This window comes from Staphylococcus condimenti, assembly GCF_001618885.1.
Taxonomy (GTDB): Bacteria; Bacillota; Bacilli; order Staphylococcales; family Staphylococcaceae; genus Staphylococcus; species Staphylococcus condimenti.
The window spans coordinates 68,923-95,476 of record NZ_CP015114.1; the positions used below are offsets into that span (position 1 = coordinate 68,923).

Here is a 26,554-nt window from a genome sequence, read left to right on the forward strand (position 1 = left end):
ATTGGTAAAGGAAGGGTTTAAAATGGCTAAAACAGTTGGTCTATTAGTGATGGCTTATGGAACGCCATATAAAGAAAGTGATATAGAGGCGTACTATACAGATATACGTCACGGCAAAAAACCTTCACCAGAAGAAGTGCAAGATTTAAAAGATCGTTATAAATTTATCGGTGGTATCTCTCCACTTGCAAAAATTACAGATGAGCAAGCAGAAGCATTAAAAGATAATTTGAATTTAATGTATAAAGACAAAGACATAGAGTTCAAATTATATATCGGTTTAAAACATATCAATCCATACATTGAAGATGCGTTAAAACAAATGAATGAAGATGGTATTGAAGAGGCAGTATCCATTGTGCTTGCACCTCATTTTTCTAACTTCTCAGTTGGTTCGTATGATAAAAGAGCAGATAAAGAAGCAGAAAAATACGGCATTCGCTTAATGCATGTTAAAAGCTTTTACCAACAGCCTAAATTTATTCAATATTGGGTAAGACAAATCAATCAAACATTATCTGATATTCCAGAAGAAGAGCAAGATGAAACAGTTCTTGTTGTATCAGCGCATAGTTTGCCTGAAAAAATGATTATGGAATCACATGATCCTTATCCTCAACAATTAACAGACACTAAAAATTTACTTGAAGAACTATCGAATGTTAAACATGCAGCACAAGGTTGGCAATCAGAAGGTAATACGGGTACTCCATGGTTAGGACCTGATGTACAAGATTTAACGCGCAGTTTGTATCAAGAACATGGTTACAAGCACTTTATTTATACACCAGTCGGATTCGTATGCAATCATTTGGAAGTACTGTATGATAACGACCATGAATGTAAAGTGGTTTGTGATGAAATTGGTGCAGCGTATCATCGTCCGCCTATGCCAAATACCGATCCTTTATTTATCGGTGCTATGGCTGATGAAGTTTATTCAGTTTTTTCAGTGAAAGAAGTGGGTCAACATGACTAAGAAGATTGCAATTATCGGTGCAGGTATTACAGGATTGTCAGCGGCGTATTATTTAAAAAAAGAATATCCGCAATTTGATGTTGAGGTCATAGAAGCAACTAACCGTGCCGGTGGTAAAATTCAAACTTACCGCAAAGAAGGCTATACAATCGAATTAGGTCCTGAATCATATTTGGGCAGAAAAAAAATTATGACTGAATTGGCTGAAGAAATCGGATTAGGCGACGATTTAATTACGAATCAAACAGGCCAATCTTATATTTATGCAAACAATCACTTGTATCCTATTCCTGGCGGCTCAATTATGGGTATTCCTACTGATGTTAAACCTTTTATCAGTACAAAATTGATTTCTGTTAAAGGTAAAATTCGTGCAGCAATGGATTTATTTAAAAAACCAGTAGAAATGCAGAATGGTGATATTTCTGTAGGTCACTTTTTCAGAGAACGACTTGGTGATGAAGTACTGGAAAATTTAATTGAACCGCTTATGGGTGGTATTTATGGCACAAATATTGATGATTTGAGTTTAATGAGTACTTTTCCGAATTTCAAAGAACGAGAAGAGCAGTACAACAGCTTAATTAAAGGCATGCGTCATGAAAAACAAGTGCGTCAAAGTCAGAAAAAACTCTATCCTGGTGCGCCTAAAGGTCAATTTAAACAATTCAGACATGGTTTAAGTTCATTTATTGAAGCGCTAGAGCAAGCTGTAAAAAAACAAGACACTGAAGTAATATATAATACTAAAGTAGAAGATATTATCGGCTCACAACGTGGTTATGATATTGTTTTCGACGGTGAAAAGCATTTTTATGACGGTGTATTAGTAACAGTACCGCATCAAACATTTATGCAATGGTTCAGTGAAGATCCGGCTTTTGATTATTTTAAAGCAATGGACAGTACTTCAGTTGCAACGGTAGTATTGGCGTTTGATGAAAAAGATGTTGAAAACACATATGATGGTACAGGTTTTGTGATAGCTAGAACGTCTGATACACGTATCACTGCATGTACATGGACAAGTAAAAAATGGCCGTTTACGACACCAAAAGGCAAAGTATTATTGCGTGCTTATGTAGGTAAGCCTGGTGATCATATTTTAGAAGAAATGAATGATGAACAAATCGTTTCAACAGTGAGAAAAGATTTGAGTCAAATGATGACTATTAAAGGGAATCCAGAGTTTACAATAGTAAATAGATTGCCTAAAAGTATGCCGCAATACCATGTAGGTCATATTCAGCATGTCCGTGACATTCAAACACATATCCGTCAAAATTATCCACATCTGAGAATTACAGGAGCAGGGTTTGAAGCGGTTGGTTTGCCCGATTGTATTCAACAAGGTAAAGATGCAATCGAAGAATTAGCTGCGGTTGTGAAGTGAAATAAATACAATCTGTGAATATTTTAATAATGGTATTGACCTTTGGAAGTTATGAGATTAATCTATTTTTATTAGAAAAACAATTGTGTAATAAATATAACATCTTATAACAAAACAAATGACAATAAAAGAAATGACCTGAAGACAGGTTCTTTGTAGAGATGCAACAAGATGAACCTTATATTTCAGGTCTTTTTCTATTGAGTGAGGGTGAGGGTTATGACGAAAATTATTTTGATTCATAGTCAAGGTGCCAATTCACATTCTAATTGGTACGAATGGTTAGAACAATCTTTAAGATTAGAAGGCTATGATATGGACATTTGTGATGTTGAACATTCAACGCCTGTTAATATCGATGAATGGTTGGAACAACTAAATGAACAAATTAAAATCGAGAAGCATGATACTTATTTTGTAACTCATGGATTCGGTACATTAGCAGGGTTGAAATATCTTGATATTCATAATGAATATAGAATTGAGGGCTTTTTCAGCATTGCTGGTTTCGGTCCTGAAGCAAAAGACATTGATAAAGATCTTCAAGTGGAAAATGTTACTCTAGACTATGAAGGTTTGAGAGAACGAATTGATTATTTTTATGGCTTATGTTCTACAGACGATCCTTACGTGCCATATAAAGATACTGAGGCGTTGATTGATAAATTAGGTGGTAAAAGTCGTGTGATTAAAAAGGGCGGCCATTTTACTACTGATAATGGTTATGATACATTTTTAGCTTTGAAAAATAATATGATGAAAAAAATGTCTAGATAATTAAAGAGACACGCCTGTTCAGGCATGTCTCTTTTTTACGGATTAAAATGTTGTTATTAAGTGATACTTAACATACGGTCTAGGCTTTCTTCAGCATATTTAGCTGTCTCTGCATCAACTTTAATGATATTGTCTTTGTTGCCGTCTAATATTTTATCTAAACACCATGCAAGATGTGGTAAGTCGATACGGTTCATTGTTAAACATGAACACATAAGTGGGTTAAGAGAATCAATTGTGATATCAGTATAAGTTTCTTTTAATCGATTTACTAAATTCATCTCTGTTCCTATTAACCAACGTGAACCTTTTGGTGCATTTTTAATTGTTTCTATAATATAACGTGTAGAACCTGCATAATCTGCAGCTTGAACAACTTCAAATTCACATTCGGGGTGAACAATAACGTTAATTTCAGGGTCGCGTTCACGTGCCATATCAATGTGCGCTTTGTGGAACTTTTCATGCACAGAACAATGACCTTTCCATAGCACAATACGTAAATCTTCTAAATCGCCTTCGTAAATTAACTCTTTCGCAATCGGATCCCATACTGCCATTTGTTCTAAAGGAATACCTAAATCGTAGGCAGTATTACGTCCTAAGTGCTGATCAGGTAAGAATAAAATGACTTTACCTTGATTTAAGGCCCAATCTACAACTGATTTAGCATTACCACTAGTTACACACGAACCGCCATGCTCTCTAACAAACTTCTTAATCGCTGCTGTTGAATTGACATACGTTAAAGGTAATATATCTAAATGAAACTTTTCAGTAAGTACATCGTAACCATGTAAGGCTTGTGTAATATTTGCCATATCAGCCATAGAACAGCCTGCAGATAAATCCGGTAAATAAATATCTTGGCTGTCATCAGTTAAGATATCTGCAGTTTCTGCCATAAAATGAACGCCATTGAATACAAAGTATTCTGCTTCAGTATTTTCTTTGCAGATTCTTGCTAATTCTAAAGAATCTCCAGTAATGTCTGCAAACTGAACAACTTCATTTTTTTGATAATGGTGTGTTGGCATAAATAAACGATTGCCTAGTTTGTCTTTAATTGCTTGAATGTGATTTTCTAATTCTTCTTGTGACATTTGTAAATACTTTTCAGGGATTGATTTTGATACAGATAATATTGGGTTAAACATCAGATCACAACCTTTGCAGAAATATCGAGCGCACTTTGCGCGTAAAATAGAGAACCCATTGAAATGTAATCGACACCAGTTTCAGCATATGCTACAACGTTAGAAGCATTAATATTACCAGATGCTTCTGTTTGAATCGTATCAGGTACTAATTTTAAATGTTCAGCTATCCATTCTGGTTTTTGATTATCGAACATAATAATATCTACGTGTTTATCAATAGCTGTTTTCAGCATTTCTTCATTTTCTATTTCAACTTCAATTTTATCCATTGGCCCAATTACTTTTTTGGCATTGGCAATAGCAGTTTCCATAGATTTGCTAAAAGCAATATGATTGTCTTTTAACATCAAGCCATCATTTAAAGAACGTCTGTGATTTAAGCCGCCGCCGACTGTCACTGCATATTTTTCAAAAATACCCAAACCTGGTGTTGTTTTTCTCGTATCTACAATATTCGTTGAGGTATGGGTGATTTTATCTACTATCTGTTTTGTTTGCGTTGCGATGCCTGACATGCGTTGTATCAAGTTCAATACAATACGTTCCATCGTTAATAATACATATACTGGACCTTTAATTTCAGCGATAATATCACTAGGATATACAGCTTCTCCATCTTTTACTTTAAGATTAATCACAACATTTGAATCGAGTAGGGGAAATGCTTCTTTTATAATCACTTCACCACAAAAAATACCTTCATCTTTTGATTTTAATGTAAGTGTACCTTCTTGTGTCTGATCAAAGATGTGTGTTGCCAAGTCTCCATATTGGTTATCCTCAATGTAAAATTGAGTGATTTTCTCTTTGACGAGTAATGGATTTAACATTTTCATTGCCTCCTGAATTCAGTTCTACCTTTAAATTTTGCCAATTTGAATTTTGTATTGGAAAATCTATTCTATAATGAACGCCTCTTGATTCTTCGCGTGCAAGCGCAGATTCACAAATTATTTGAAGTGTTTTAGCAACACAATAGCGTTGCCAATTGGATTTTGTTACTTTCTCGGTCAAAGGACAGCTTAAAAGTGCATGTTGAATTGTTTCAGCATAGTCTTTCATTTGTTGACCGTTTCTTTCGACACCTAATATTTCAAAGCTTTGCTGTTGTATTTGATGAATCGTTTCTTCAGAAATATCTGGTATTTTAACGCCTGCGTGAAAGTGAGAGGAATCTATAGGTGTAATAGTTTTATTCACTTTGTCAGCACACATTGCTCCCATAACCAGACCTTCTAGTAAAGAGTTGCTCGCTAAACGGTTTGCTCCATGAAAGTTTGTACAAGCTGCTTCACCAATTACATAAACATTATTCAAATTTGTTTTGCCGTTTATTTCGCTTTGAATACCGCCCACAGTGTAATGCGCTCCAGGTGTAACCGGAATACGGTGTTCTTTCATCGCACCTGGGTAATGCTTTTGAACAGCTGCATAAATAGTAGGAAATCTTGTTTCAAAGTTAGGAATTCGACTAATGTCTAAAAAACATTCATGCCCTTGCATTTGTTGATGATATAAAGCACGGCTGGTAATATCTCTTGGTGCTAAACTTTTCATTGGATGTATTGAATCCATAAACCGGAAACCTGTTTCATTAACTAAAACTGCACCTGAACCACGTACTGCTTCAGAAACTAAGCTATATGCTTCATATGGCTTGCCTAATAAAGTAGGATGAAATTGAATCATTTCCATACTTTCTAACGTTAAGTTATGATGTAAAGCTATGATTGGACCTGATGTTAAAGTATCTGGGATGTTAGAATGCGTCGGAAATACGTTGTTAATTCCACCTGTTGCTAAAATGACTGCATCTCCTTCAATAGTATGAAATTCATTTTGATTTCCAAGGGCTAAAACACCACAAACTTCATTTTCAGTATTTTTCAATAAATCTATGACTTCAGTATCTTCGATAATTGTTACGTTAGGGTGAGACAAGTGTGCGACCATATGTTTAGCAATGAATTTACCAGTTTGGTCACCACCAGAATGTAATATTCTTGCCTTAGAATGGGCACCTTCCATCGCATAATCTAATTCTTTATTTGCTGTGTTAGTATCAAAAGCAAGGCCTTCATCTATTAATTGCTGAATTAACGGATAGCTTTTAGCGATGACTTTTTGAATGACGCTTAGATCTCCCATTTTCGCACCCGCTTCATATGTATCTAGACTATGTGCTAGACCTTCATCATTTTCATGCATTGAAAAACAGATTCCGCCTTGTGCAAAATTACTGTTGTTTTTTGAGAGTTGATCTTTAGTTATACAAATGACTTCAATTTCGTGCTTAATGTGACGAATGAATGAAAGTGCAGCAATACCACTTCCAACGATTATAACCCGTGTCATGTTTACACCTCTATTTACAATAATATATACAAATATGTTAACATGAATGTATGCAATGATTTTGTCATATAATCAAGATAAATGCAAGTGGGGGAAGCGGTATGATTTATTTAGATAATGCATCAACAACACAACCATCAAAAGAAGTCTTGGATATCTATCAAGAAGCGCAACAAGCGTTGTTTTATAATAGTGAGAGTTTACATGCAGGCGGAGAGATGGTACGCGAAGCTTTAAATTCCAGCAGAAAATTCATTCAAGAACATTTTAATACTAAAAAAGAAGTTATTTTTACGACAAGTGGTTCTCATGCGAATCAAATTGCAATCAGTACTTATTTACAGCAAGCACCAGAAGGACGCGTTATTGTCTCACCATATGAACATCCGTCCATTGCTGCAGCCTTAGAACCATTTCGTAAACAATTTGAAATAGTTGAAATGTCACTAAGTAAAAACGGAGAAATTGACTTGCAAGGATTGAAGTCTTTAATAACAGATGAAACGGTATTGTTAATTGCACAGCATGTTAGTTCAGAAACGGGATATAAATTGCCAGTAAATGAAATTGCAATGATAGGGGAAACACAAAATATACCTATTCATGTGGATGGTGTTCAAGCTGTTCATAAAATATCAGATATTGATATTGAAAAGTTTACGTCTTATACATTTTCTGGTCATAAGTTCAATGGAACAAAGGGAAGCGGTGTTTTGCTTATTGAACATAAATCTGTAAGACCCATCAACATTCATTATTTTCATGAAGAAGGTACTAGAAATGGGACATTAGATGTACCTAGTATTTTAGCGATGACAAAAGCTTTATCTTTGAACCCTCAATATGAACATTTATTAAACTTATATCAGTATGCTTTAAAGCGTGCAAAAAGATTAGGTTTTACAATTTTAGAATATGATTTGCATGCGCCGCATATTTTAGGAATGTTGACGCCTTTATACGAAGGTCAATATGTAATGCAGACACTATCAAGCCGAAATATATGCATTTCTACTGGAACAGCATGTGGTCATGGTTTATTATTAAGTGATGGATTATTAAAAAAAATTGAAACTACAAGTCATGAAGCTGATCAATATGTTAGAGTTTCATTGTCTAAAAATACGACAATAAATGAATTAGAACAATGTTTTGATCAATTAGAGAATATATTAAAAGAGGTGGCCTTGGATGAGCCAAGCTGATGAAAGAAGAGAGGAAATTGTAGAACTGTTAAAGCTGACAAACGAGCCGATTAAAGGCTCGGAATTAAGCAAAAGATTTGGTGTTTCTCGACAAATAATTGTGAAAGATATCTCGCACTTAAAAACAAAAGATTACGCGATAAATTCTACTAGCAAAGGTTACTTTTTAGATATTGAGCCTCAAGGAAAAAAGCATAAACGCTTAATTATGTGTCAGCACGATTTTGAGGAAATGAAAAAAGAACTGGCTATTGTTGTGGATAATGGTGCAATGGTGGATGATGTATCTGTAGAGCATCCGGTATATGGTAATATACGTGCTGAATTAATGATTGAAACACATGAGGATATAAATACATTTATTGAAGAGATGACAAAGTTTAAAGGTACGATGTTGGCAAAATTGACAGATGGTTTTCATCTGCATATGATTTCAGCAGATACTGAAAAAATTTTAGAAAATGCAATTGCAGATTTGGATGAACAAGGATTTATTGCTAATACTGAAGAAATAATAGAGTAATTTGTAAAGCGTCAGCATTGTGTTGGCGCTTTTATTTTATAAATATATTTGAATTGCATTTAAATTCAGAGTATTTAAACTTTTATATTGTAGATAATTTGTTTTGTTTTTGAAATACTTATGAGCTATAATATATATCGAAATACTCGGAATTGAGGTGTTATCGGGAAATGGAATTTATGGAAATTTTTAAAAAGTGGGCACCGGAATATGATGCCACTGTTAACGGGGAAAACGAAGAATATAGAGACGTGTTTATCAACTATTCTGAAATGTTGAATGAACTTGCAAGTACAGCTGAAGGCAGAGTGCTTGAAATAGGTGCTGGTACTGGTAATTTAACATTGATGTTAAAAGATAAAGGCAGAGAGGTATCAGCTATAGATCCATCTGATGATATGAGAGCAATTGCGAATGAAACTAAAAATTTGGACGTACAATATGGTCATTTCTTTGATATACCATTTGATCAACCATTCGATTATATTGTCACTTCGTTTGCGTTCCATCATGTAAAACCAGAAGAAAAATATGATGCGATTAAAACGATGATGAAATCATTAAAAGAAGATGGAAAATTATTAATTTTAGATACCATGTTTGAAAGTGAAAAATACAAGCAAGATTTAATTAAATATTATAACAACCAAGAATTCTTTAACTTAACTGAAGATTTACAAACTGAATACTACACTTACATTGAGGATTTAAAACAAATTGTAGATGATCAAGATTTAAATCTTGATATTGTACAAAAAAATAAATTTGCATGGTTAGCTACTATTTCAAAATAAATAATAGAGCAGCAATAGAAAGGTCGGAATAAAGATATAAATGCTTATTTCGATCTTTTTTTAATTATGAAATAGGGGAGATTAACTTAAAAATATAAGAAATTTAAACGGAAAGTTAAGGATTAAATGATAAAAAAGCGGGAAAAAATAGCCAATTGCTCACTAAAAATAAAAATTTATAGTAATTATATATTTATTACACTTATTTATGTTGGAATGTGGTTGACTCGAGGGATAAAAGTTAATATACTAGTTATTGTCTTGAAAAAAGAGATTACAAATACGAAACAAGATTTAAGTTTTAAAAATAAAATTCATATTTTGTTAAAAAAGATTTGACATTACTTAACAATACATGATATACTAATAAAGTAGTACAAATTACTAATAATATTACCGCGGGATGGAGCAGTTCGGTAGCTCGTCGGGCTCATAACCCGAAGGTCGGTGGTTCAAATCCGCCTCCCGCAATACATAGTTTTACTTTGGTCTCGTAGTGTAGCGGTTAACACGCCTGCCTGTCACGCAGGAGATCGCGGGTTCGATTCCCGTCGAGACCGCCATTTTAAATATAAGGTTCAGTAGCTCAGTTGGTAGAGCAATGGATTGAAGCTCCATGTGTCGGCAGTTCGACTCTGTCCTGAACCATTCTTTTAAACTTTGTCTGGCGGTTGTGGTGAAGTGGTTAACACATCGGATTGTGGTTCCGACATTCGTGGGTTCGATTCCCATCAGCCGCCCCATAATCGTTAATGCGGGTGTAGTTTAATGGCAAAACCTCAGCCTTCCAAGCTGATGTTGTGGGTTCGATTCCCATCACCCGCTCCATTTTAATTAATCCACAGTAGCTCAGTGGTAGAGCTATCGGCTGTTAACCGATCGGTCGTAGGTTCGAGTCCTACCTGTGGAGCCACGGCTCCTTGGTCAAGCGGTTAAGACACCGCCCTTTCACGGCGGTAACACGGGTTCGAGTCCCGTAGGAGTCATTCAATCAGAAACGAAGTATCGTTTCTGATTTTTTATTTAATTACATATAATTTTAATTAATGGAAGGTTGTCCGAGCTGGCCGAAGGAGCACGCCTGGAAAGTGTGTAGGCGCCACAAGCGTCTCGAGGGTTCGAATCCCTCACCTTCCGCTATTTTGAGCACTGTTGTTTTCACTATTTTCGGTGAATACAATGGTGCTTTTTTGTCATATCTAAAAAACTGCTCGCTTTCATCAGCAGTTTTACTTGGATACTAATAAGCGTTCATTAACTAATACGATTGACTAGCAGCTTCAATTAATTTAGTTGTGTGTCTAAAATATTTTTCTGAAACTTCCATATTATGTTTAAAGACATCGGATTGTTCGATTAATTCATTTTTAGAATATTGCTTTTTATGCTCGATAACATTTTCAAGGTCTTTGAAAGAGCTATAAAAAATTTCAACGGATTTAAAGTAATTTTCATCCATATCTTTAAATTGCGGAGGAACTTCTTTACCTCTATTTTTTCTATCATCCATTGCTTGCTTTAATTCTTTCAATGCTGGATCTATTTCTGATTTCACTTCTTTAGTATCAGCCTCATCAATACGGTCATCATTTTGCTTCAAATTATTGACCATTTGATGAACCCTAGAATTGGTATCCGTAAGAGGTTGTGCCTCCCTTTGAAAAATTTGACCATACTCATAATCATCATAATATTTACTAGAATCAAATTTTCCGTTTCGTTTTTCGTCTCTGACTTTAGCAGCTTTATCTTTAACTTCTTCTTCAGTACCGATAGGATGGTAACTGTATTTTTTAATTTCCGGTTTCTTATTTTCTTGACTATGTTCTTTTCCTTTTTCTCCGCAACCAGCTAACACAATGAGACTAACTAAAAACAACCATATAAGCTTTTTCATGATTTTTCCTCTATTCTATTTTTATTTGTAATTTAGAGAATAAAACAGGGGTCGTAATAATGTTTTGTAGAACTATCGTGCTATTTATTAATAATCATAAATAATAATGAACTAAATTGCAATTAATATTTTGAAAATTGTGAAAAATAAATATTGAAACGAAATTCAACACCATAAAACATTACGAAATAAGTTGAGATTTACCATGCGATACCAACATGAAATAACCACAGTAGTGTACAAGACTAGCTACCGTGGTTACTTTTTTATTTTTGATTGTTAGATTCTTTTTCTTTAAGTTCTTCTAGTGAAATGGGTTGGTTAATCTCACTGACACTTTTACGGCTGAAATGATACATTTTGACCATAGCTGGTTTAGATAAGGCTAAAAAAGATAAAAATGTAGCAATAAAAGAAAAGTGTGTTACATTCAACACAAATAAGAGTGGAATGAAAATCAATGCAAATAATGCTGAAAAGATTATGATTGGCATTACTTTTAACAGCATCTTTTTTAATCGCCCGTTTATTATTCTAGACAAAAGAAAAAGTGCTAAACCAATTAATAATAAAGGGATAATAATAGTAGTTAAAGTAGCAGTATATGCATTTGCATAACCTTTCCAATCTAAATGAATAAGGTAGTACATCGAAGAATTTTTAGGAACATCCAATTGAAAAAGGTTTGTACCATAATTAACGTATAAAAAACAAATAATGATAAAAACAAGTAGACATGTGATTGTGTATTTAATATAGTAATTAAGACTTTTAGGTGGTTTTGAATGCAATTATGTTCCCTCACTTCAAACAAGTATCTAAACTATTATCTTATAAATTAGATACTAGCGCAATGCATAATATTTTAGCATATAGGACTTTTATACGAGGGTTATCCTTTTGTTAAATGGTATACTAAAGATAATAAATATTAATTTTTCACTAAATAAAAATGGAAATAAGGTGATTTAAATGAGAAGATCTGACCGAAATAATCGTGATTATGATAATCACAGAGATAATCGTCGAGATGATTATTATCGCAATAACCGAGATGACTATAGGGAAGATGAGTATGACAGACCTCCTGAAGATAGTCGAGAAGCAGAGTACCGTCGTCGTTCAGATGAAGATGGGCGTTATTATAACGAACGCGATTATCGCAGAGAACGTATGTTAGAAGAAGAAAATCGTAAAAGCAACAAAGGGAAAAAATGGTTAGCAGCAATTGTAGTTATCTTATTAATTGTTGTTGCCATCTTTATCGTAAAGAACATGATGCAACCGAAAAATGATGACCAAACTGCTAATCAGAATCAACAGTCAGAACAGACACAGCAATCTAATAATCAAAACAAACCGAATGTGACAAATAATTATAAAGAAGTCATCAAAGAAAAAGAAACAGTTATCAAAGAAAAGATTGAAAGTGCTAAAAATAACATCCAAAACGGTCAAAATAGTCAAAACGCGATTGATTCTGCTCAAAATGAAGTCAATCAATTGAAAGATAAAGCAACAAATAATGGTGATAATAACTTAACTGATCAATATCAGAATGCAGTAGATAAATTAAAAGAGGCTAATCAAGCCCAACAAAATGGTGAAAATCAATCTAAAGTAGACGGACTGCTTAATGATATTGATAGTAAATTACAAAATATTAAAGATAAATTGAATCAATTACTCAATTAACATTTTTATCCGAGAGTATTAACTCTCGGATTTATTTTGTTTTAAAGCGAATTACCATCTTAAGTATAAATTCTTTGATAAAATAGAAAATGTAGAGAAACAAGGAGGAAAAAGTGATGGATTTATGGTTAAAAAGAAATGCAGAAAGAGTTCCAGAAAATATTGCACTCGAAGACGGCGACACAAAACTTACATATATGAACGTCTATGAAACCGCGTTGCAATATGCTTATGTGTTGCATCAACTTAATCGAAAACGTATCGCATTTTATATAGATAACCGTCTTGATTCGGCTCTCATTATTTATGGTGCTTGGTTAGCGGGAATTGAGGCAGTAATGATTAATACAAGATTAACGGATAAAGAAATAACTGCACAATTAAAATCCGTAGATACTGATACGATTATCGCAATTCTTCCGTTAAATATAGATGGTTTCAATATTATTTCATGGTCAGAGCTCGAAGCGAAGCGAGGAACTGAAACATATGAAATTCCTATGGATTTAGAACGTATCGCTTCAATTATGTTTACATCAGGCACAACAGGACCACAAAAAGCAGTGCCGCAAACTTTTAATAATCATCTAGCAAGTGCAATCGGATGTAAAGAAAGTTTAGGTTTCGATCAAAATACCAAATGGTTATCTGTATTGCCCATATATCATATCTCAGGTTTGAGCGTCTTATTGCGAAGTATGATTGAAGGTTTTACAGTTAGAATTGTGAATAAATTTGATGCAGATCAAATACTTGAAATTATTAAGGGTGAAAATATTACACACATTTCACTTGTACCGCAAACTTTGAAATGGATGATGGATGCAGGATTAACTGAACCTTGTCATTTAGAAAAAATACTCTTGGGTGGTGCTAAACTTTCTCATGCTTTAATTGAAGAGGCTCTTCAGTATCATTTACCAATTTATAATTCATTTGGTATGACAGAAACTTGTTCACAATTTTTAACAGCTTCTCCTGCCATGTTGAAATTCAATCCAGACACAGTTGGCAAACCGAGCCCAAATGTAGATGTCAAAATCACCAAGCCTAATCATGAAGGCCATGGAGAACTCTTGTTAAAAGGTGATAATGTGATTAATGGATATCTATATCCAAAAAAATTAACAGATACTTTTGAAAATGGTTATTTTAAAACAGGTGATATTGCAAAAATTGATTCAGAAGGCAATGTGATGATTTATGATCGTCGAAAGGATCTAATTATAAGTGGAGGAGAAAATATTTATCCATTTGAAATTGAGAGTGCTGCTAAACGTTATAAAAATGTGAATGATGCGATGTGTATCGGTGTCGAGGATGCAGAGTGGGGACAAGTACCGAAATTGTATTATGTGAGTGAATCTGATATTGATGAAAATAAACTTCAACATTTTTTACAACAAGAATTAGCAAAATATAAAGTGCCGAAAACGTATCAACGCGTAGAAACTTTACCATATACTTCTACTGGGAAGTTAAAGCGCGGTTCAATTGAGGAATAATAAATGAGATTTAAAACGTTAAATTTTTATACTTTTGAAGCTGCTTTTAAAAATTCGATAAAAACACCTAAGACTGAAATGTATACACGAAAAGCATTAATTATTGAAATGGTTGATCAAGAAGGGCGCAGCTACTTTGGTGAATGCAATGCCTTTGAAACAGATTGGTACGATAAAGAAACGATAACATCTGTGCATAACGCATTGAAATCCTGGTTTGATGAAGAAGTATTGGGTAAAGATATTGATGATTTTAATGCAGCCCAAACAATTTTAGATAAATTATCAATGCAACCAGCTGCAAGAAGTACTGCAGCTATGGCACTCTATCAAGCATTTTATAATTTGGAATCATTTTCTGTTGAATATGGTGCGACAGCAAGTGGATTATCTGATAAACAGTTCGAGGTATTACAAAAAACAGAACCCAAAAGGGTTAAGTTGAAATGGTCAGATAATGTAGTTGATGATTTAAAAAAGCTACAGCAATTGCAATCATCTCCACTTCTGGCATTAGATGCTAACGAATCATTGAATCAAGATGATATTCCAAACTTACAAGAAATTAAAAAACGTTTTGATATTTTATACATTGAAGAACCATTTAGAGACTTGAACGATTTGAATGATGTAGAAAAAGAGACAATTCCGTCAATAGCTTTAGATGAAAAAGCGCTAGATATAGATTCAATTCTGCGTTATATTGAAAATTACAATGTAAATACTGTTATATTAAAGCCATTTCGTTTAGGCGGTATTGATCGCATATTGGAAGCTATTATAATATTGCATCAAGAGGATATTAAAGTTGTGATTGGGGGCATGTATGAATATGGCCTGAGTCGTTATTTTACAGCTTATCTAAGCCGATTAGGAGATTATCCTGGTGATATTACGCCGTATGGTTACTATTTTGCAGAAGAATTTACAGAAGAAAACGGTATATTAAATAAAGGGCGCATTGAATTTGCGCCCCCAGTAATCAACAAAAATCAGTTGAAACGTTATTAATGATGGTGATGATGTTCGCAATGCTGATGATTATGGTCCTTTTTTAAAGGTACAGGATCAAAACCGCCTTTATGAAGCGGATGACATTTTGAAATGCGTTTTATACCTAACCATGCACCTTTAATAGGTCCATGTACCTCTATTGCTTCTTTTGTATAATTAGAACAAGTAGGATAGAAACGGCAAGTTGGTGGAGTGAGCGGTGAAATAAAATGCTGATACACCCAAATGATGCCGAGAAAGAGTTTTTTCAAAGTTATCCCTCCAACTCTTAAGAATGAAAGTAAATCCAACTCATAACGATTTATATTTTAGCATATTAATCAAAGGAATGTGATAGAACGTGATTACAAATGATCAATTTAATAATAAGATTGAGATGCATTTTACTGATTCTGATGATCAAGCGAATGGAGAACACGTTCTTGCTATCCCGCTATATCAAGGTAAATATGTATTAACTAACCATAAAAAACGTGGTATTGAATTTCCTGGCGGCAAAATAGAAAAGAATGAAACGAGCGAATGTGCAATCAAAAGAGAATTATTTGAAGAAACAGGTGCAGTTATTCAAGATATGCAATATATAGCCCAATATACTGTTTACCATCCAAGTGGCAAACGATGGTTTACAAAAGATGTGTTTGCGATAAATGTCAAAGCAATTGAAGGCAAACAGGATTATCTTGAAACAAAGGGCCCTGTAGTCGTTCATTCTTTAGATACTATTGATGAAAAAGAAAAGAGCTATTTGCTCACAGATGAAGTGATTTTAAAATGTGCAGAAAGAGTGAATCAACTTGGACTTTATCAATAAAAAACGTATGCCGATCGAGTTAAAGACACATATGGGTGAAGAAGTAACTTATAAAGTGGATCAACTGAATGTCAAAGGACTTATGCTTACCCCTAAACAAGAGGTAAATCGTATAGTTATTTATTTGCGTGGCGGAAAGGGGAAAGTTGGACGCGTTCGTACTGGACGTTTATTGCAATTTTCAGATCCTAATACATTGGTATTCGGCCCTTATTATAGAGGAAATAACGGCAGTGAAGGTAGAGATGAATTTTCTGGAAAAGACCTGCACGATGTGACAAAAGCAATGGATATTTTAAAATCACTCTATCCAAATGCTTACGTTCATGTTGTTGGTTTTTCACGTGGCGGACTACAAGGATTATTAACATTTCAACATTTGCCGGCAAATAGTTATATCATTTGGGGTGGTGTTACAGATTTACATTTAATGTATGAAGAGCGTGTAGATTTACGTGGAATGTTGCGAAGAATGGTAGGGCATCCTAAAAAAGATGAAACAGCTTATCAACAGAGAGAAGCACTGCAATATATTGATTCAAACAGTCCTCCAATACTTATAATACATGGTGGCGAGGATCAACAAGTAGGGATACATCAAGGTTATCACTTAGAAGCATATTTAGAAAAAATCGGTCATAATTATCAAACCTTTTATCAAATGTCAGAAGGGCATATACCTAGACCGAAAGCGTTAAAGGAAGTACTTGAAATAATTCATCAATGGATGGAAAAAATTGAAAATCACAACAGTGTATAAGAAAACCCGGAAAGGATTTGACATCCATTCCGGGTTAAAAACAGGTTTAATTAAGCTTTAAATCCGCCTTTTTCAGCGATTTCTTTGCTGTCATCTCCAAATTTTTTGAAGTTTTCTACGAAACGAGAAATTAAGTCTTGGGCTTGTTCACGATAAGCATCTTGGTTACTCCAAGCGTTAATTGGTTGCAAGATAGATTTCGGAACATCTTTAATGTCTTTAGGAACATTCAATCCGAATACTTCATCTTGTTCGAATTCAGCATTTTTTAATTCGCCTTTAATCGCTGCATCTACCATACGACGAGTATATTTTAAGCTGATACGACGACCAACGCCGTATTTACCACCAGTCCAACCAGTGTTAACTAAATATACTTCAACTTCATGCTTATCAATTAGTTCACCAAGCAATTCAGCATATCTCTTTGGATTTAATGGCAAGAATGGTGCACCGAAACATGTAGAGAATGAAGGTACGGGTTCTGTAATACCGCGTTCTGTACCAGCTAATTTTGAAGTGAATCCACTTAAGAAATGATATAATGCTTGTTCTTTAGTTAATTTTGAGATTGGAGGCAATACTCCGAATGCATCTGCAGTTAAGAATACAATTGTATTAGGATGTGCAGCTTTTGAAGGTTTTGCAATGTTATCGATATAATCAATCGGATATGCTGCACGTGTATTTTCTGTATATTTATTGTCATCGAAGTCGACATTTCCATCTTCTTCAACAACTACGTTTTCTAAAATTGTACCGTAACGGATGGCATCATAAATTTGAGGTTCTTTTTCTTTTGAAAGATTGATTGCTTTAGCATAGCAGCCGCCTTCAATGTTGAAAATACCATTTTTATTCCAACCATGTTCATCATCACCGATTAATTTACGATCTGGTGCTGCAGATAAAGTAGTTTTACCTGTACCTGATAAACCGAAGAATAAAGCTACATCGCCTTTTTCACCTACGTTAGCAGAGCAGTGCATACTCATAATATCTTGTTGAGGTAATAAGTAGTTCATTACTGAGAAGATACCTTTTTTCATTTCACCGGCATATTCAGTTCCCCCAATAAGAATGATACGGTGTTTGAATGAGATAATTACGAATGTTTCAGAAGCGGTTCCATCTTCTTCAGGATTAGCTTTGAAGTGTGGAGCTGAAACAATTGTGAAGTTTGGTTTGATTTTTTCTGCTTCATCTTTTGAACCAGGACGAATAAACATATTATGTGCAAATAAGTTATGCCAAGCCATTTCGTTTACTACTGTCAAACGCAGTTGTGTATCTTGGTCGCTTCCTGCATAACCATTAAAAACATAAAGTTCATCTTTTTGATCTAAGTAATCTAAAACTTTATCGTAAAGTCTTAAGAACTTTTCTTCTTCAATTGGTTGGTTGACTGAACCCCAATCAATTGCATCTCTATAGGAAGGTTCGTTTACAATAAATTTATCTTTAGGAGAGCGTCCTGTATATTGACCAGTCAATTGGTTAATTGCTCCTAATTCTGTCAATTCGCCTTCATTATTGTCTAAAATCTTGTTGTAAAGTTGCGTTTTTGTTAGTTGAAATAGTGATGATGGTTTCTCAATCAAGTGATTCAACTTTTGTAAATTTGTTTGTGCATCTACTGCCATTTTAAAAAACCCCTCCAGCGCGTAAGTAATATAATAAATTGTAAGCCTTTACATTTTCATAGTATAACATAATATTGCCATTATTCCACAATGGATTTGTGAAATTCAATTCGTGTAATTGACAATTTAATTTTGTTTGGGTAGTATTATTTGTAACGGATTCTCTTATCCTGAGTGGCGGAGGGACATGGACCCAACGAAGCCCAGCAACCTCTTCTTAATGGAGAAAGGTGCCAAACCGTTTGCAAATGTCAGATAAAGACGTTTGAACGATAAGAGCGAAAGGACGTCAAAGGGCTTTCTCTCTATGTTTATAGTGGAAAGCCCTTTTTAATTTGAGCTCATAGATAGAGAATTTTCGTAATTAAAAATCAAAAGGAGTCAGTTATGTCGAATAATAGAAGATTATTTACGTCAGAATCTGTTACAGAAGGACATCCTGATAAAATAGCAGACCAAATTTCAGATGCTATTTTGGATGAATTATTGAAGAAAGATCCGAATGCCAGAGTTGCATGCGAAACAGTAGTCACTACGGGAATGGCTATGATTGTCGGGGAAATTTCTACAGCGACTTATGTTGATTTTCCAAAAGTAGTAAGAGATACAGTTGAGGAAATCGGCTATACGCGAGCTAAATATGGTTATGACAGCCAAACAATGGCAGTTATGTCAGCAATTGATGAACAATCACCTGATATCGCACAAGCGGTAGATCGTGCTTTAGAATATAGAAATGAAATCAGTGAGGAAGAAATCGAAGCTACTGGTGCAGGAGATCAAGGTTTAATGTTCGGTTATGCGACAAATGAAACAGATACGTATATGCCGACACCGATTTACTTTTCACATCAATTAGCAAAACGATTATCAGATGTACGTAAAGACGGGACTTTAAAATACTTGCGTCCAGATGGCAAAGTACAAGTTACAGTTGAATATGATGGAAATGATAAACCAGCACGTATTGATACAATAGTTATTTCAACACAACATGCTGAAGATGTAACACTTGATCAAATTCAAGAAGATATCCGCAAGCATGTGATTGACCCAATTGTACCAGCATCATTATTAGATGATGAAACTAAATTCTTTATTAATCCGACAGGCCGTTTTGTTATTGGCGGACCACAAGGTGATGCTGGATTAACAGGCCGTAAAATTATTGTAGATACTTATGGCGGTTTTGCACGTCATGGCGGTGGATGCTTCAGTGGTAAAGATCCAACAAAAGTAGACCGTTCAGCAGCTTATGCAGCACGCTATGTAGCAAAAAATATTGTAGCAGCAGGGCTTGCAGATAAATGCGAAGTTCAACTTGCTTATGCTATCGGTGTAGCAGAGCCTGTTTCAATTTCAATTGATACTTTCGGCACTGGTAAAGTTTCTGAAAGTAAATTGGTCGAAGCTGTGCGTGATAACTTTGATTTACGTCCAGCTGGTATTATCAAAATGTTAGATTTAAAACGTCCTATTTATAAACAAACTGCAGCTTATGGTCACTTTGGCCGTACAGACGTTGCATTGCCTTGGGAACGTGTGGACAAAGTGGATTTATTGAAAGAAGCGGTCCAAGCATAATTTCTGCAATTTTTAAATGAAATTCAGGATTATTATCGATAGAATCGAAACTTTCCTTTATAATGATATTTAAGACAAGTAAAGGAGCGGAATATGTATGGGACCATTGGAAATTGGTTTAGTTGCAGCGATAGTAATAGCTGTTATTTTCTTAATATTATTCTTAACTGCATTAAGCAGCAAAAAGAAAGCACAACAACAAGCAGAAGAACAATATGAAGCGAAAGAAAAAAGCTTGAAAGATAATTACGAAGATGAGCTTGAAAAAGAGCGTGTCGAACATAAGAAAACGGTAACGAAACAACGAGCTGATTTTGATGCTACGGTTGATTCAAAAGATCGTGAAATCGACGCACTGAAACTTTTTTCAAAAAATCATAGCGAATACATCACTGACATGCGTCTTATTGGTATCAGAGAGCGTTTAGTGAAAGAAAAACGTATTCGCCCAGAAGATATGCATATTATGGCAAATATCTTCTTGCCAAAGAATGATATGAATGACATAGAACGTATTAGTCATTTAGTTTTAACACGTACTGGTTTATACATTATTGATTCTCAACTCTTAAAAGGACACGTTTACAATGGAATCAGCAATAAGCAATTTGCTGAATTACCGACAATTGAACACGTCTTTAATGTATTGGATTTAGATCCGCGTACACCGCAAACATTAGTTTTAGATGAAAATGATGATAAACAGACTGCATCATTTGTGAACTATTCAAAACAATTGAATTATGTTGAACAGTTAGCAGATGCTTTACGTCGTGAATTGGATTTGAAATATACACCAATGGCGTTACTTTATTTCAATCCTAAAAATGAAGGTGCTGTGACTATTTCTAACTACGTTCAAAATACAAATACTAAAGTATTAGTAGGCCCAGAACAATTAGACGAATACTTTAATAAATTTGTATTCCATGGACGCATTCAATATAATGTTGAAGATTTATCTCGTATTATGGAAGAAATCGAATCATTCAATTAATGAGCAAAAGCACTATTTACGTATTTTACGTGGATAGTGCTTTCTTGCGTTTTAAAGTTTGAATAGATGCAACGTCGGACAAACATAAGGTATAGTGGAATTATGAATAACAGGGAGAGATGAATATAATGGAATTTATTGAATTTTATAACGGAAATAAAATGCCGATTGTCGGCTTAGGTACATACCGTGTTGAAAATGATGAACAAGCTAAAGAAGCAGTACAATATGCAATAGAACAAGGATATAGAAGTATTGATGCTGCAATGATATATGAAAATGAAGAAAAAGTAGGAGAAGGCATTAAAGCGGGTCTAGCTTCTACTGGATTAAAACGTTCAGATTTATTTATTACATCCAAATTATGGTTAGAAGATTATGGTAGAGAAAATGTATCAGATGCTTACCAAACATCTTTAGATAAATTAGGTTTAGATTACTTAGATTTATATTTAATGCATTGGCCTGGTATGGACGAAGATGTGATGATTGATACTTGGAAAGGGATGGAAGATTTACTCAAAGATAGCAAAGTAAAAAATATTGGTGTTAGCAACTTTAAACCACATCATTTTGAAACACTGCTTTCACATGCTTCTGTTAAACCAGTTATTGATCAAGTAGAATTTCATCCATATTTAGCACAAGAAGATTTAAGAAAATATTTACAAGCGCAACGTATTCAAATGGAATCATGGTCGCCATTAATGAATGCTCAAATTTTAGCTGATGATACATTAAAAACAATCGCAAATGAAGTAGGCAAATCACCTGCTCAGGTTATCATCCGATGGAACATTCAACATAATGTTGTAGTTATTCCTAAATCCGTGACACCTTCTCGTATTAAAGAAAATTTAGAAGTGTTTGATTTTGAATTGTCAGATTCACAAATGGAGCAATTAGATAATTTAAACGAAGAAAAGCGTGTTGGACCAGATCCCGATGATTATTCTGGACATAACGATTAAGGTGACTTAAATGGCTGATTATAAAGGAATGTTATATGGTGCAATGGTAGGGGATGCGTTAGGCGTGCCTGTCGAATTTAAAGATAGAGGCAGTTTTAATATTGATGGTATGATTGGCTACGGTTCGTGTAATCAACCTCCTGGAACATGGTCAGATGACAGTTCGCTAACTTTATGCTTAGCAGAAAATATTAATAATCATGGCGATATAGATAGTTTAATGCAAAAATTTGTTTGCTATCTAAATGATGGTTATTTAACACCGTTCGGTGAAGCATTTGGTGTTGGCAACTCTACAACACAGGCAATTAAAAGATATGAAAATGGTACGCCAGCAGAACAGTGTGGCGGCAAGTCAGAATATAATAACGGAAATGGTGCTTTGATGAGAATTGCACCATTAACCAAGTGTTTATCTGAAGAGATGGCATTAAATCAAATTTTCAACAAAGTAATCGACTATACAAGTATTACACATGGTCATCCGCGTGCAATCACTGCTTCAATCATTTATATAGAAATTTTGCGACACATTGCTTTAGGACATTCTTTTAAAGTGAGTGTTGAAAATACAAACAAAGAATTAAATATGTATCTTAAGCATGACTCTGTACTTTTTGATGAATATAAATGTTATTTCGAAAAAAATTACAGCCAGAATTCAATCAACTATCTAAAAAATATATACACTCTTCTGGATACGTAGTAGATACTTTAGAAGCTGTTTTATGGTGTGTCGGCAATTCTGATAATTTTAAAGATGCTGTACTTAAAGCAGTTAATCTAGGCGGCGACACAGATACTGTCGGGTCTATTACTGGGAGTATTGCAGGTTTATTATACGGTTATCAAGCTATTCCAGAAATATGGATTGAAAATTTGGTAGGTAAAGAAAAGGTCGAACCTATTATTTCAAAATTTATAACTAATTAAAGAAACACTTGAGAACATAAATTTATATGTTCTCAAGTGTTTCTTTTAATTTGCAATAAGGAAACCGAACCAACAAGCGACAAAACAAAGGAGGTATTGTAATGCACTATACATAATAAATAATGTAGGTTTTGGTTGTTCAATCAGCAAGTTTTTCAACTCTAAAGATAAGGTAGAAAACGTTGTTAACCCACCTAAAAATCCAACAATTAATAATGGAGAAGCCCATTCATTAGAAAGAGCAAAACCACTTAATAAACTAATTGCAAAACTACCTGCTAAGTTAACAATTAGGGTAGCTATCGGAATTTCAGAAGGTATACGGCTGCATGCTTGTGTAATAGCAGCTCGAACGACTGCACCTAAACCGCCACCAAGCATGATGAGCAAAATTTTAATCATGGCTTAGTGCACCTCCTAATTTTCCTCCGATATAGCATAATAGGATTCCAAATGTATAGCTTGTAATCGCATATATACCAAGTAATGCATAGTTATGATGTTCAAACATATGTACCAGTTCGAATTGGAAAGTAGAAAATGTAGTTAAAGCTCCTAAAAATCCTGTTGTTATTCCTTTTTTTAAAAGCGAGATTTTTTGGAAAGTTTTCAAAACTAGTGCTGTAATTAAGCCCATTAAAAATGCGCCAGCTAGATTAGCAATGAAAGTGCCGATAGGGAACCCGCTTCCTTGATTCAATTGTGATAAGCCGAATCTTATCAGTGCGCCCAATGCGCCACCGATAAATACATATAAATATTGCACTTTACCGCCTCATTCTTGATTAATAATTAAATTATTGTAGGATTTAAAATCATTGTCAAACAGTTTTAATTATTTTAAAAGACCGAATGATATAAGTGAAGAAGCAATATGAAGGATAATCGTAATTAATAACAGATAAGGTAAAAACTTGCTTGCAGGACGAATCCAATCAGGTCTGTCTTTTGAAAGTTTCATAGATTTATCTGCAAAGATAATCGCAACAATTAAGATAATTGCATTTACAATACTGCTGATCAATATTTTTTTAACGATAGAATCAAACTGATTATTGAGTATTGGATTACGCATATTGAAGTAAAAACTAATAATAATCAATAAAAGCGTAATATAAAAATAAAGTTTTGATTTTGCCATGACAACCTCCATTTCTATCCATTCTTCCATATTATCATATTGAAATAGAGATAAACCATTTCTTTACAAATTCTAAAAATAATATGTTCGAGTTCGCAAAATCGCCTTTTATTTTTGTGCGTGTTATAATCAAGTTATTGAAAAGGAATGAAAGTTTGTAGTAATGATAGGAGGAACTCATTCTATGGTAAAAGCAGATTTAAATGTAGAAGTATTCGCAGATGGTGCAGATATTGAAGAAATGAAAGCAGCCTACAAAAATAACGAAGTAGACGGCTTCACAACGAACCCAAGCTTAATGGCAAAAGCAGGTGTAACAGATTATAAAACATTTGCTGAAGAAGCAGTTCGTGAAATTCCTGATGCTTCAATTTCATTTGAAGTATTTGCTGATGATTTAGAAACAATGGCAAAAGAAGCAGAAATTTTAAAACAATACGGTAAAAACGTATTTGTTAAAATTCCGATTGTAACAACAAATGGTGAATCTACCATTCCATTAATTAAAAAATTATCAGCAGATAACGTTCAACTGAATGTAACTGCAGTTTATACTCTAGACCAAGTTAAAGCGATTACAGAAGCTGTAACTGAAGGTGTTCCAACTTACATTTCAGTATTTGCTGGTCGTATTGCAGATACAGGAGTAGATCCGCTTCCATTAATGAAAGAATCAGTGGAAATTGCACATTCAAAAGATGGCGTTAAATTATTATGGGCAAGCTGCCGTGAATTATTAAATGTTATTCAAGCAGATGAAATCGGTGCTGATATTATTACATGTCCATCAGGTGTAATCAGCAAAATCCCTAATATCGGCAGAGACGTAAATGAATTATCAGTAGATACAGTAAAAGGATTTGCAAAAGACATCCAAAAATCCGGACTTTCAATCCTATAATTAAAAAAAGAGTATCTCTATAATACAGAATATATTAAAATAGAGGCAGAAATAGTAATTAAGTCTAAATGTCTTAAACTATTTCCGCCTCTTTTTTAATGTAAATCAAGGGCAGGTGTATAAGTGTATGAAAAGAGAAATATTCGAAACCAAAGTTAAAAAACGTTTATGGTTTTTGAATAAAAAAGAAAAAATAAAATTAAATCAATTTCTGAAAGAAGCACGTCAAAACCAAGCAAATTCAAAAATATTAAGCCAACCTGTTAAATTTTCAAATTTATTTTTAAAGCAGCACGTTTTTTCTGATAAAACACACGGCATTAGTTTTTTATTTGTAATGATAGTCGGCATGTTACTTGCGAATGCTTTGTTACTTGGACTATTTTTATTTGGATTATTAACAAGTTTGAACGTGGTCAATTACTTCATTGATCCACAAACACATTTATCAACAATACAACTCATATTTATAATGATAGGTGCTATTGCAGCTATTATCATTTCTTGTTATTTAATTAGAATAATTACTGCATTCTTTACGAAAAAATTACTAGAATATCGTTTTAATCATGTCCAATAAAAATAAAGTGATGCAGAAAAATGCATTCTAACCATTTGCGATGAATAAACTGGTAGGGCGCTTTGATGACCAGTTGTTTTCCATTAGTAAAAATCAGCCGTGTTTGCTGATTTTCTTTTTTTATCCCCGTAATTTGCATACCATTAATAAAGTATTGCATAGAAGCACGTTTGTGTTTGATAGGAAATAAAATAGTTGAAGCATTAATAATAATCGGCAAATGTTTCCGAATGTTCAACATTTGTTTTAAATCTGTTGAGACTACATTTTTAGGTAATGGATACATACGTGTAAGTAAATTCAAATAATGCTTAATAGAATTTTTCGTCAGTTTACGAAAAATATTATATACACATTCTACTTGAAAGCATTGATGCGGATAATTAGCCATATATAAAATGATGGGCTGCTTTTTAGTATCATGCATGATTTAAATCTCCTTGGATAATATAGCGAAGCGGTTCTAGTTTTCTGCGAACACAATTTTGATATTTTCGTATTGTAGTGGCTGATTTGTTCATCAACTTTTGTATTTCAAATTGTTTATAACCATAAAGTTTTAAGTTCAGCCATAACCGCTCTTGTTCATTGAGTAAATGAAAGTAGTCTCGCATAATCAATGGTAATGAATGATGGGAGATTTTATGATAAACTTCGGTATCGTTAAGTGTTGTTTCTAATGTACACGTTTTAAGCTGTCGACTCTTTTTTCTAAAGATATCAATCAGATAAAAATGAAGTCTTTGAAATAAATAACGGCTCATGCTATCATGTATGGACATGTCAAATTGACGAATTAAATTCCACATTTTAATTGTTAACAACTGCGCATATTCATCGGTATCGTAACGAATGTTATATTTTCGTAAGAGCGAAAATATAATCTTTTTATTTCGATTGATTTGATATTCAATATTCAATGCGGTACCTCGT

At 33.9% G+C, this 26,554-nt stretch carries 30 protein-coding genes, 8 tRNA genes and 1 riboswitch; of the genes, 26 read left to right on the plus strand and 12 right to left on the minus strand.

Translation table 11 applies throughout. The features are described from left to right. Positions 1-22: 22 nt before the first annotated feature. From hemH to A4G25_RS00460, 3 genes are all read left to right on the plus strand, one after another. A complete protein-coding gene (hemH, locus tag A4G25_RS00450) occupies positions 23-979 on the plus strand; it encodes a ferrochelatase (RefSeq protein ID WP_047132990.1) in 957 nt (318 codons plus the stop codon). Beyond that, positions 972-2,372, plus strand: a complete 1,401-nt coding sequence (gene hemY, locus A4G25_RS00455) for a protoporphyrinogen oxidase (RefSeq protein WP_047132991.1) — start codon at positions 972-974, stop codon at positions 2,370-2,372. Before hemH ends, hemY begins: the two co-directional genes overlap by 8 nt. A 219-nt stretch (positions 2,373-2,591) precedes the next feature. Beyond that, the gene (locus tag A4G25_RS00460) at positions 2,592-3,149 is read left to right on the plus strand and encodes an RBBP9/YdeN family alpha/beta hydrolase (protein ID WP_047132992.1); all 558 of its coding nucleotides are present in this window, start codon (positions 2,592-2,594) and stop codon (positions 3,147-3,149) included. Between the two features lie 56 nt (positions 3,150-3,205). Here A4G25_RS00460 and nadA read toward each other — a convergent pair whose 3' ends face one another. From nadA to A4G25_RS00475, 3 genes are read right to left on the minus strand one after another with little or no spacing between them, the layout of a single operon-like run. Continuing rightward, on the minus strand, positions 3,206-4,306 hold the full coding sequence (gene nadA / locus A4G25_RS00465) for a quinolinate synthase NadA (protein WP_047132993.1): 1,101 nt from the start codon (positions 4,304-4,306) through the stop codon (positions 3,206-3,208). Further along, a complete protein-coding gene (gene nadC / locus A4G25_RS00470) occupies positions 4,306-5,139 on the minus strand; it encodes a carboxylating nicotinate-nucleotide diphosphorylase (protein WP_047132994.1) in 834 nt (277 codons plus the stop codon). The genes nadA and nadC overlap by 1 nt, the downstream gene beginning before the upstream one ends. Beyond that, positions 5,090-6,664, minus strand: a complete 1,575-nt coding sequence (locus A4G25_RS00475) for an L-aspartate oxidase (protein WP_047132995.1) — start codon at positions 6,662-6,664, stop codon at positions 5,090-5,092. Before A4G25_RS00475 ends, nadC begins: the two co-directional genes overlap by 50 nt. 101 nt (positions 6,665-6,765) lie before the next feature. Between A4G25_RS00475 and A4G25_RS00480 the strand changes: the two genes are divergently transcribed. The 11 genes from A4G25_RS00480 to A4G25_RS00535 all read left to right on the plus strand — a co-directional run bounded on the left by A4G25_RS00480 (position 6,766) and on the right by A4G25_RS00535 (position 10,323). Beyond that, positions 6,766-7,869, plus strand: coding sequence for a cysteine desulfurase family protein (locus A4G25_RS00480; protein WP_047132996.1), 1,104 nt, complete (start codon positions 6,766-6,768; stop codon positions 7,867-7,869). After that, a complete protein-coding gene (locus tag A4G25_RS00485; protein WP_047132997.1) occupies positions 7,856-8,392 on the plus strand; it encodes a transcription repressor NadR in 537 nt (178 codons plus the stop codon). The genes A4G25_RS00480 and A4G25_RS00485 overlap by 14 nt, the downstream gene beginning before the upstream one ends. 170 nt (positions 8,393-8,562) lie before the next feature. After that, positions 8,563-9,186: a class I SAM-dependent methyltransferase gene (locus A4G25_RS00490; RefSeq protein ID WP_047132998.1), complete on the plus strand. Its 624-nt coding sequence runs from the start codon at positions 8,563-8,565 to the stop codon at positions 9,184-9,186. Between the two features lie 397 nt (positions 9,187-9,583). Further along, positions 9,584-9,657, plus strand: a tRNA-Met gene (locus tag A4G25_RS00500). Between the two features lie 16 nt (positions 9,658-9,673). Beyond that, positions 9,674-9,749 (plus strand) — tRNA-Asp (locus A4G25_RS00505). 12 nt (positions 9,750-9,761) lie between these two features. Further along, a tRNA-Phe gene (locus A4G25_RS00510) sits at positions 9,762-9,834 on the plus strand. Positions 9,835-9,853: 19 nt separating this feature from the next. Beyond that, positions 9,854-9,929: transfer RNA gene (locus A4G25_RS00515), tRNA-His, on the plus strand. Positions 9,930-9,940: 11 nt separating this feature from the next. Continuing rightward, positions 9,941-10,014, plus strand: a tRNA-Gly gene (locus tag A4G25_RS00520). 10 nt (positions 10,015-10,024) lie between these two features. After that, positions 10,025-10,099: transfer RNA gene (locus tag A4G25_RS00525), tRNA-Asn, on the plus strand. Between the two features lies 1 nt (position 10,100). Then, a tRNA-Glu gene (locus A4G25_RS00530) sits at positions 10,101-10,172 on the plus strand. 62 nt (positions 10,173-10,234) lie between these two features. Next, positions 10,235-10,323, plus strand: a tRNA-Ser gene (locus A4G25_RS00535). A gap of 121 nt (positions 10,324-10,444) precedes the next feature. Here A4G25_RS00535 and A4G25_RS00540 read toward each other — a convergent pair. Together A4G25_RS00540 and A4G25_RS13175 are read right to left on the minus strand one after the other, a co-directional pair. Further along, positions 10,445-11,083, minus strand: a complete 639-nt coding sequence (locus A4G25_RS00540) for a hypothetical protein (RefSeq protein ID WP_047131959.1) — start codon at positions 11,081-11,083, stop codon at positions 10,445-10,447. 266 nt (positions 11,084-11,349) lie between these two features. Further along, positions 11,350-11,577: a hypothetical protein gene (locus A4G25_RS13175; RefSeq protein ID WP_232011955.1), complete on the minus strand. Its 228-nt coding sequence runs from the start codon at positions 11,575-11,577 to the stop codon at positions 11,350-11,352. 478 nt (positions 11,578-12,055) lie between these two features. On the opposite strand from A4G25_RS13175, the gene A4G25_RS00550 reads away from it, so the two are divergent. The 3 genes from A4G25_RS00550 to menC all read left to right on the plus strand — a co-directional run bounded on the left by A4G25_RS00550 (position 12,056) and on the right by menC (position 15,294). Further along, positions 12,056-12,778, plus strand: coding sequence for a hypothetical protein (locus tag A4G25_RS00550; RefSeq protein ID WP_047131957.1), 723 nt, complete (start codon positions 12,056-12,058; stop codon positions 12,776-12,778). 116 nt (positions 12,779-12,894) lie between these two features. After that, entirely contained in the window at positions 12,895-14,283 is a 1,389-nt protein-coding gene (gene menE / locus A4G25_RS00555) for an o-succinylbenzoate--CoA ligase (protein WP_047131956.1), read from the plus strand. Between the two features lie 3 nt (positions 14,284-14,286). After that, positions 14,287-15,294 carry an o-succinylbenzoate synthase gene (menC, locus tag A4G25_RS00560; RefSeq protein WP_047131955.1) on the plus strand — a complete coding sequence of 336 codons (1,008 nt, stop codon included), beginning with the start codon at positions 14,287-14,289 and terminating at the stop codon, positions 15,292-15,294. Here the strand turns inward: menC and yidD are convergent. After that, entirely contained in the window at positions 15,291-15,548 is a 258-nt protein-coding gene (gene yidD / locus A4G25_RS00565; protein ID WP_047131954.1) for a membrane protein insertion efficiency factor YidD, read from the minus strand. The two genes, menC and yidD, sit on opposite strands and share 4 nt — an antisense overlap. 89 nt (positions 15,549-15,637) lie before the next feature. Here yidD and ytkD point away from each other — a divergent pair, with 89 nt between their 5' ends. After that, entirely contained in the window at positions 15,638-16,111 is a 474-nt protein-coding gene (gene ytkD / locus A4G25_RS00570) for an RNA deprotection pyrophosphohydrolase (RefSeq protein WP_075140937.1), read from the plus strand. After that, positions 16,095-16,871 (plus strand): alpha/beta hydrolase family protein, encoded by a 777-nt coding sequence (locus A4G25_RS00575; protein ID WP_047131953.1) that lies wholly within the window; start codon positions 16,095-16,097, stop codon positions 16,869-16,871. Before ytkD ends, A4G25_RS00575 begins: the two co-directional genes overlap by 17 nt. A gap of 50 nt (positions 16,872-16,921) precedes the next feature. Here the strand turns inward: A4G25_RS00575 and pckA are convergent, their stop codons facing one another. After that, a complete protein-coding gene (pckA, locus tag A4G25_RS00580) occupies positions 16,922-18,514 on the minus strand; it encodes a phosphoenolpyruvate carboxykinase (ATP) (protein ID WP_047131952.1) in 1,593 nt (530 codons plus the stop codon). A 162-nt stretch (positions 18,515-18,676) separates the two neighbouring features. Continuing rightward, positions 18,677-18,793, plus strand: a riboswitch (SAM riboswitch). Between the two features lie 108 nt (positions 18,794-18,901). On the opposite strand from pckA, the gene metK reads away from it, so the two are divergent. From metK to A4G25_RS13295, 5 genes are all read left to right on the plus strand, one after another. Then, positions 18,902-20,098, plus strand: a complete 1,197-nt coding sequence (metK, locus tag A4G25_RS00585; protein ID WP_047131951.1) for a methionine adenosyltransferase — start codon at positions 18,902-18,904, stop codon at positions 20,096-20,098. A 97-nt stretch (positions 20,099-20,195) separates the two neighbouring features. Further along, positions 20,196-21,095: an NERD domain-containing protein gene (locus A4G25_RS00590; RefSeq protein ID WP_047131950.1), complete on the plus strand. Its 900-nt coding sequence runs from the start codon at positions 20,196-20,198 to the stop codon at positions 21,093-21,095. A 128-nt stretch (positions 21,096-21,223) separates the two neighbouring features. Then, positions 21,224-22,066 carry an aldo/keto reductase gene (locus A4G25_RS00595; RefSeq protein ID WP_047131949.1) on the plus strand — a complete coding sequence of 281 codons (843 nt, stop codon included), beginning with the start codon at positions 21,224-21,226 and terminating at the stop codon, positions 22,064-22,066. A gap of 10 nt (positions 22,067-22,076) precedes the next feature. Further along, positions 22,077-22,772, plus strand: a complete 696-nt coding sequence (locus tag A4G25_RS00600) for an ADP-ribosylglycohydrolase family protein (RefSeq protein ID WP_250636756.1) — start codon at positions 22,077-22,079, stop codon at positions 22,770-22,772. Then, on the plus strand, positions 22,697-22,999 hold the full coding sequence (locus A4G25_RS13295) for an ADP-ribosylglycohydrolase family protein (protein ID WP_250636757.1): 303 nt from the start codon (positions 22,697-22,699) through the stop codon (positions 22,997-22,999). Before A4G25_RS00600 ends, A4G25_RS13295 begins: the two co-directional genes overlap by 76 nt. 45 nt (positions 23,000-23,044) lie before the next feature. Here A4G25_RS13295 and A4G25_RS00605 read toward each other — a convergent pair whose 3' ends face one another. The 3 genes from A4G25_RS00605 to A4G25_RS00615 all read right to left on the minus strand — a co-directional run bounded on the left by A4G25_RS00605 (position 23,045) and on the right by A4G25_RS00615 (position 24,140). Beyond that, positions 23,045-23,401, minus strand: coding sequence for a fluoride efflux transporter FluC (locus tag A4G25_RS00605; protein WP_047131948.1), 357 nt, complete (start codon positions 23,399-23,401; stop codon positions 23,045-23,047). Further along, positions 23,394-23,765, minus strand: coding sequence for a fluoride efflux transporter CrcB (gene crcB / locus A4G25_RS00610; protein ID WP_047131947.1), 372 nt, complete (start codon positions 23,763-23,765; stop codon positions 23,394-23,396). The genes A4G25_RS00605 and crcB overlap by 8 nt, the downstream gene beginning before the upstream one ends. Positions 23,766-23,834: 69 nt before the next feature. Continuing rightward, positions 23,835-24,140: a hypothetical protein gene (locus A4G25_RS00615; RefSeq protein ID WP_047131946.1), complete on the minus strand. Its 306-nt coding sequence runs from the start codon at positions 24,138-24,140 to the stop codon at positions 23,835-23,837. Between the two features lie 184 nt (positions 24,141-24,324). Here A4G25_RS00615 and A4G25_RS00620 point away from each other — a divergent pair, with 184 nt between their 5' ends. Next, positions 24,325-25,041, plus strand: a complete 717-nt coding sequence (locus tag A4G25_RS00620) for a transaldolase (RefSeq protein WP_047131945.1) — start codon at positions 24,325-24,327, stop codon at positions 25,039-25,041. A gap of 127 nt (positions 25,042-25,168) precedes the next feature. After that, positions 25,169-25,621 carry a hypothetical protein gene (locus tag A4G25_RS00625; RefSeq protein WP_047131944.1) on the plus strand — a complete coding sequence of 151 codons (453 nt, stop codon included), beginning with the start codon at positions 25,169-25,171 and terminating at the stop codon, positions 25,619-25,621. Here the strand turns inward: A4G25_RS00625 and A4G25_RS00630 are convergent. Both A4G25_RS00630 and A4G25_RS00635 read right to left on the minus strand, forming a co-directional pair. Then, positions 25,605-26,048, minus strand: coding sequence for a competence protein ComK (locus A4G25_RS00630; protein ID WP_052766745.1), 444 nt, complete (start codon positions 26,046-26,048; stop codon positions 25,605-25,607). The two genes, A4G25_RS00625 and A4G25_RS00630, sit on opposite strands and share 17 nt — an antisense overlap. After that, positions 26,041-26,541 (minus strand): sigma-70 family RNA polymerase sigma factor, encoded by a 501-nt coding sequence (locus A4G25_RS00635; protein ID WP_052766744.1) that lies wholly within the window; start codon positions 26,539-26,541, stop codon positions 26,041-26,043. The genes A4G25_RS00630 and A4G25_RS00635 overlap by 8 nt, the downstream gene beginning before the upstream one ends. Positions 26,542-26,554: the final 13 nt, after the last annotated feature.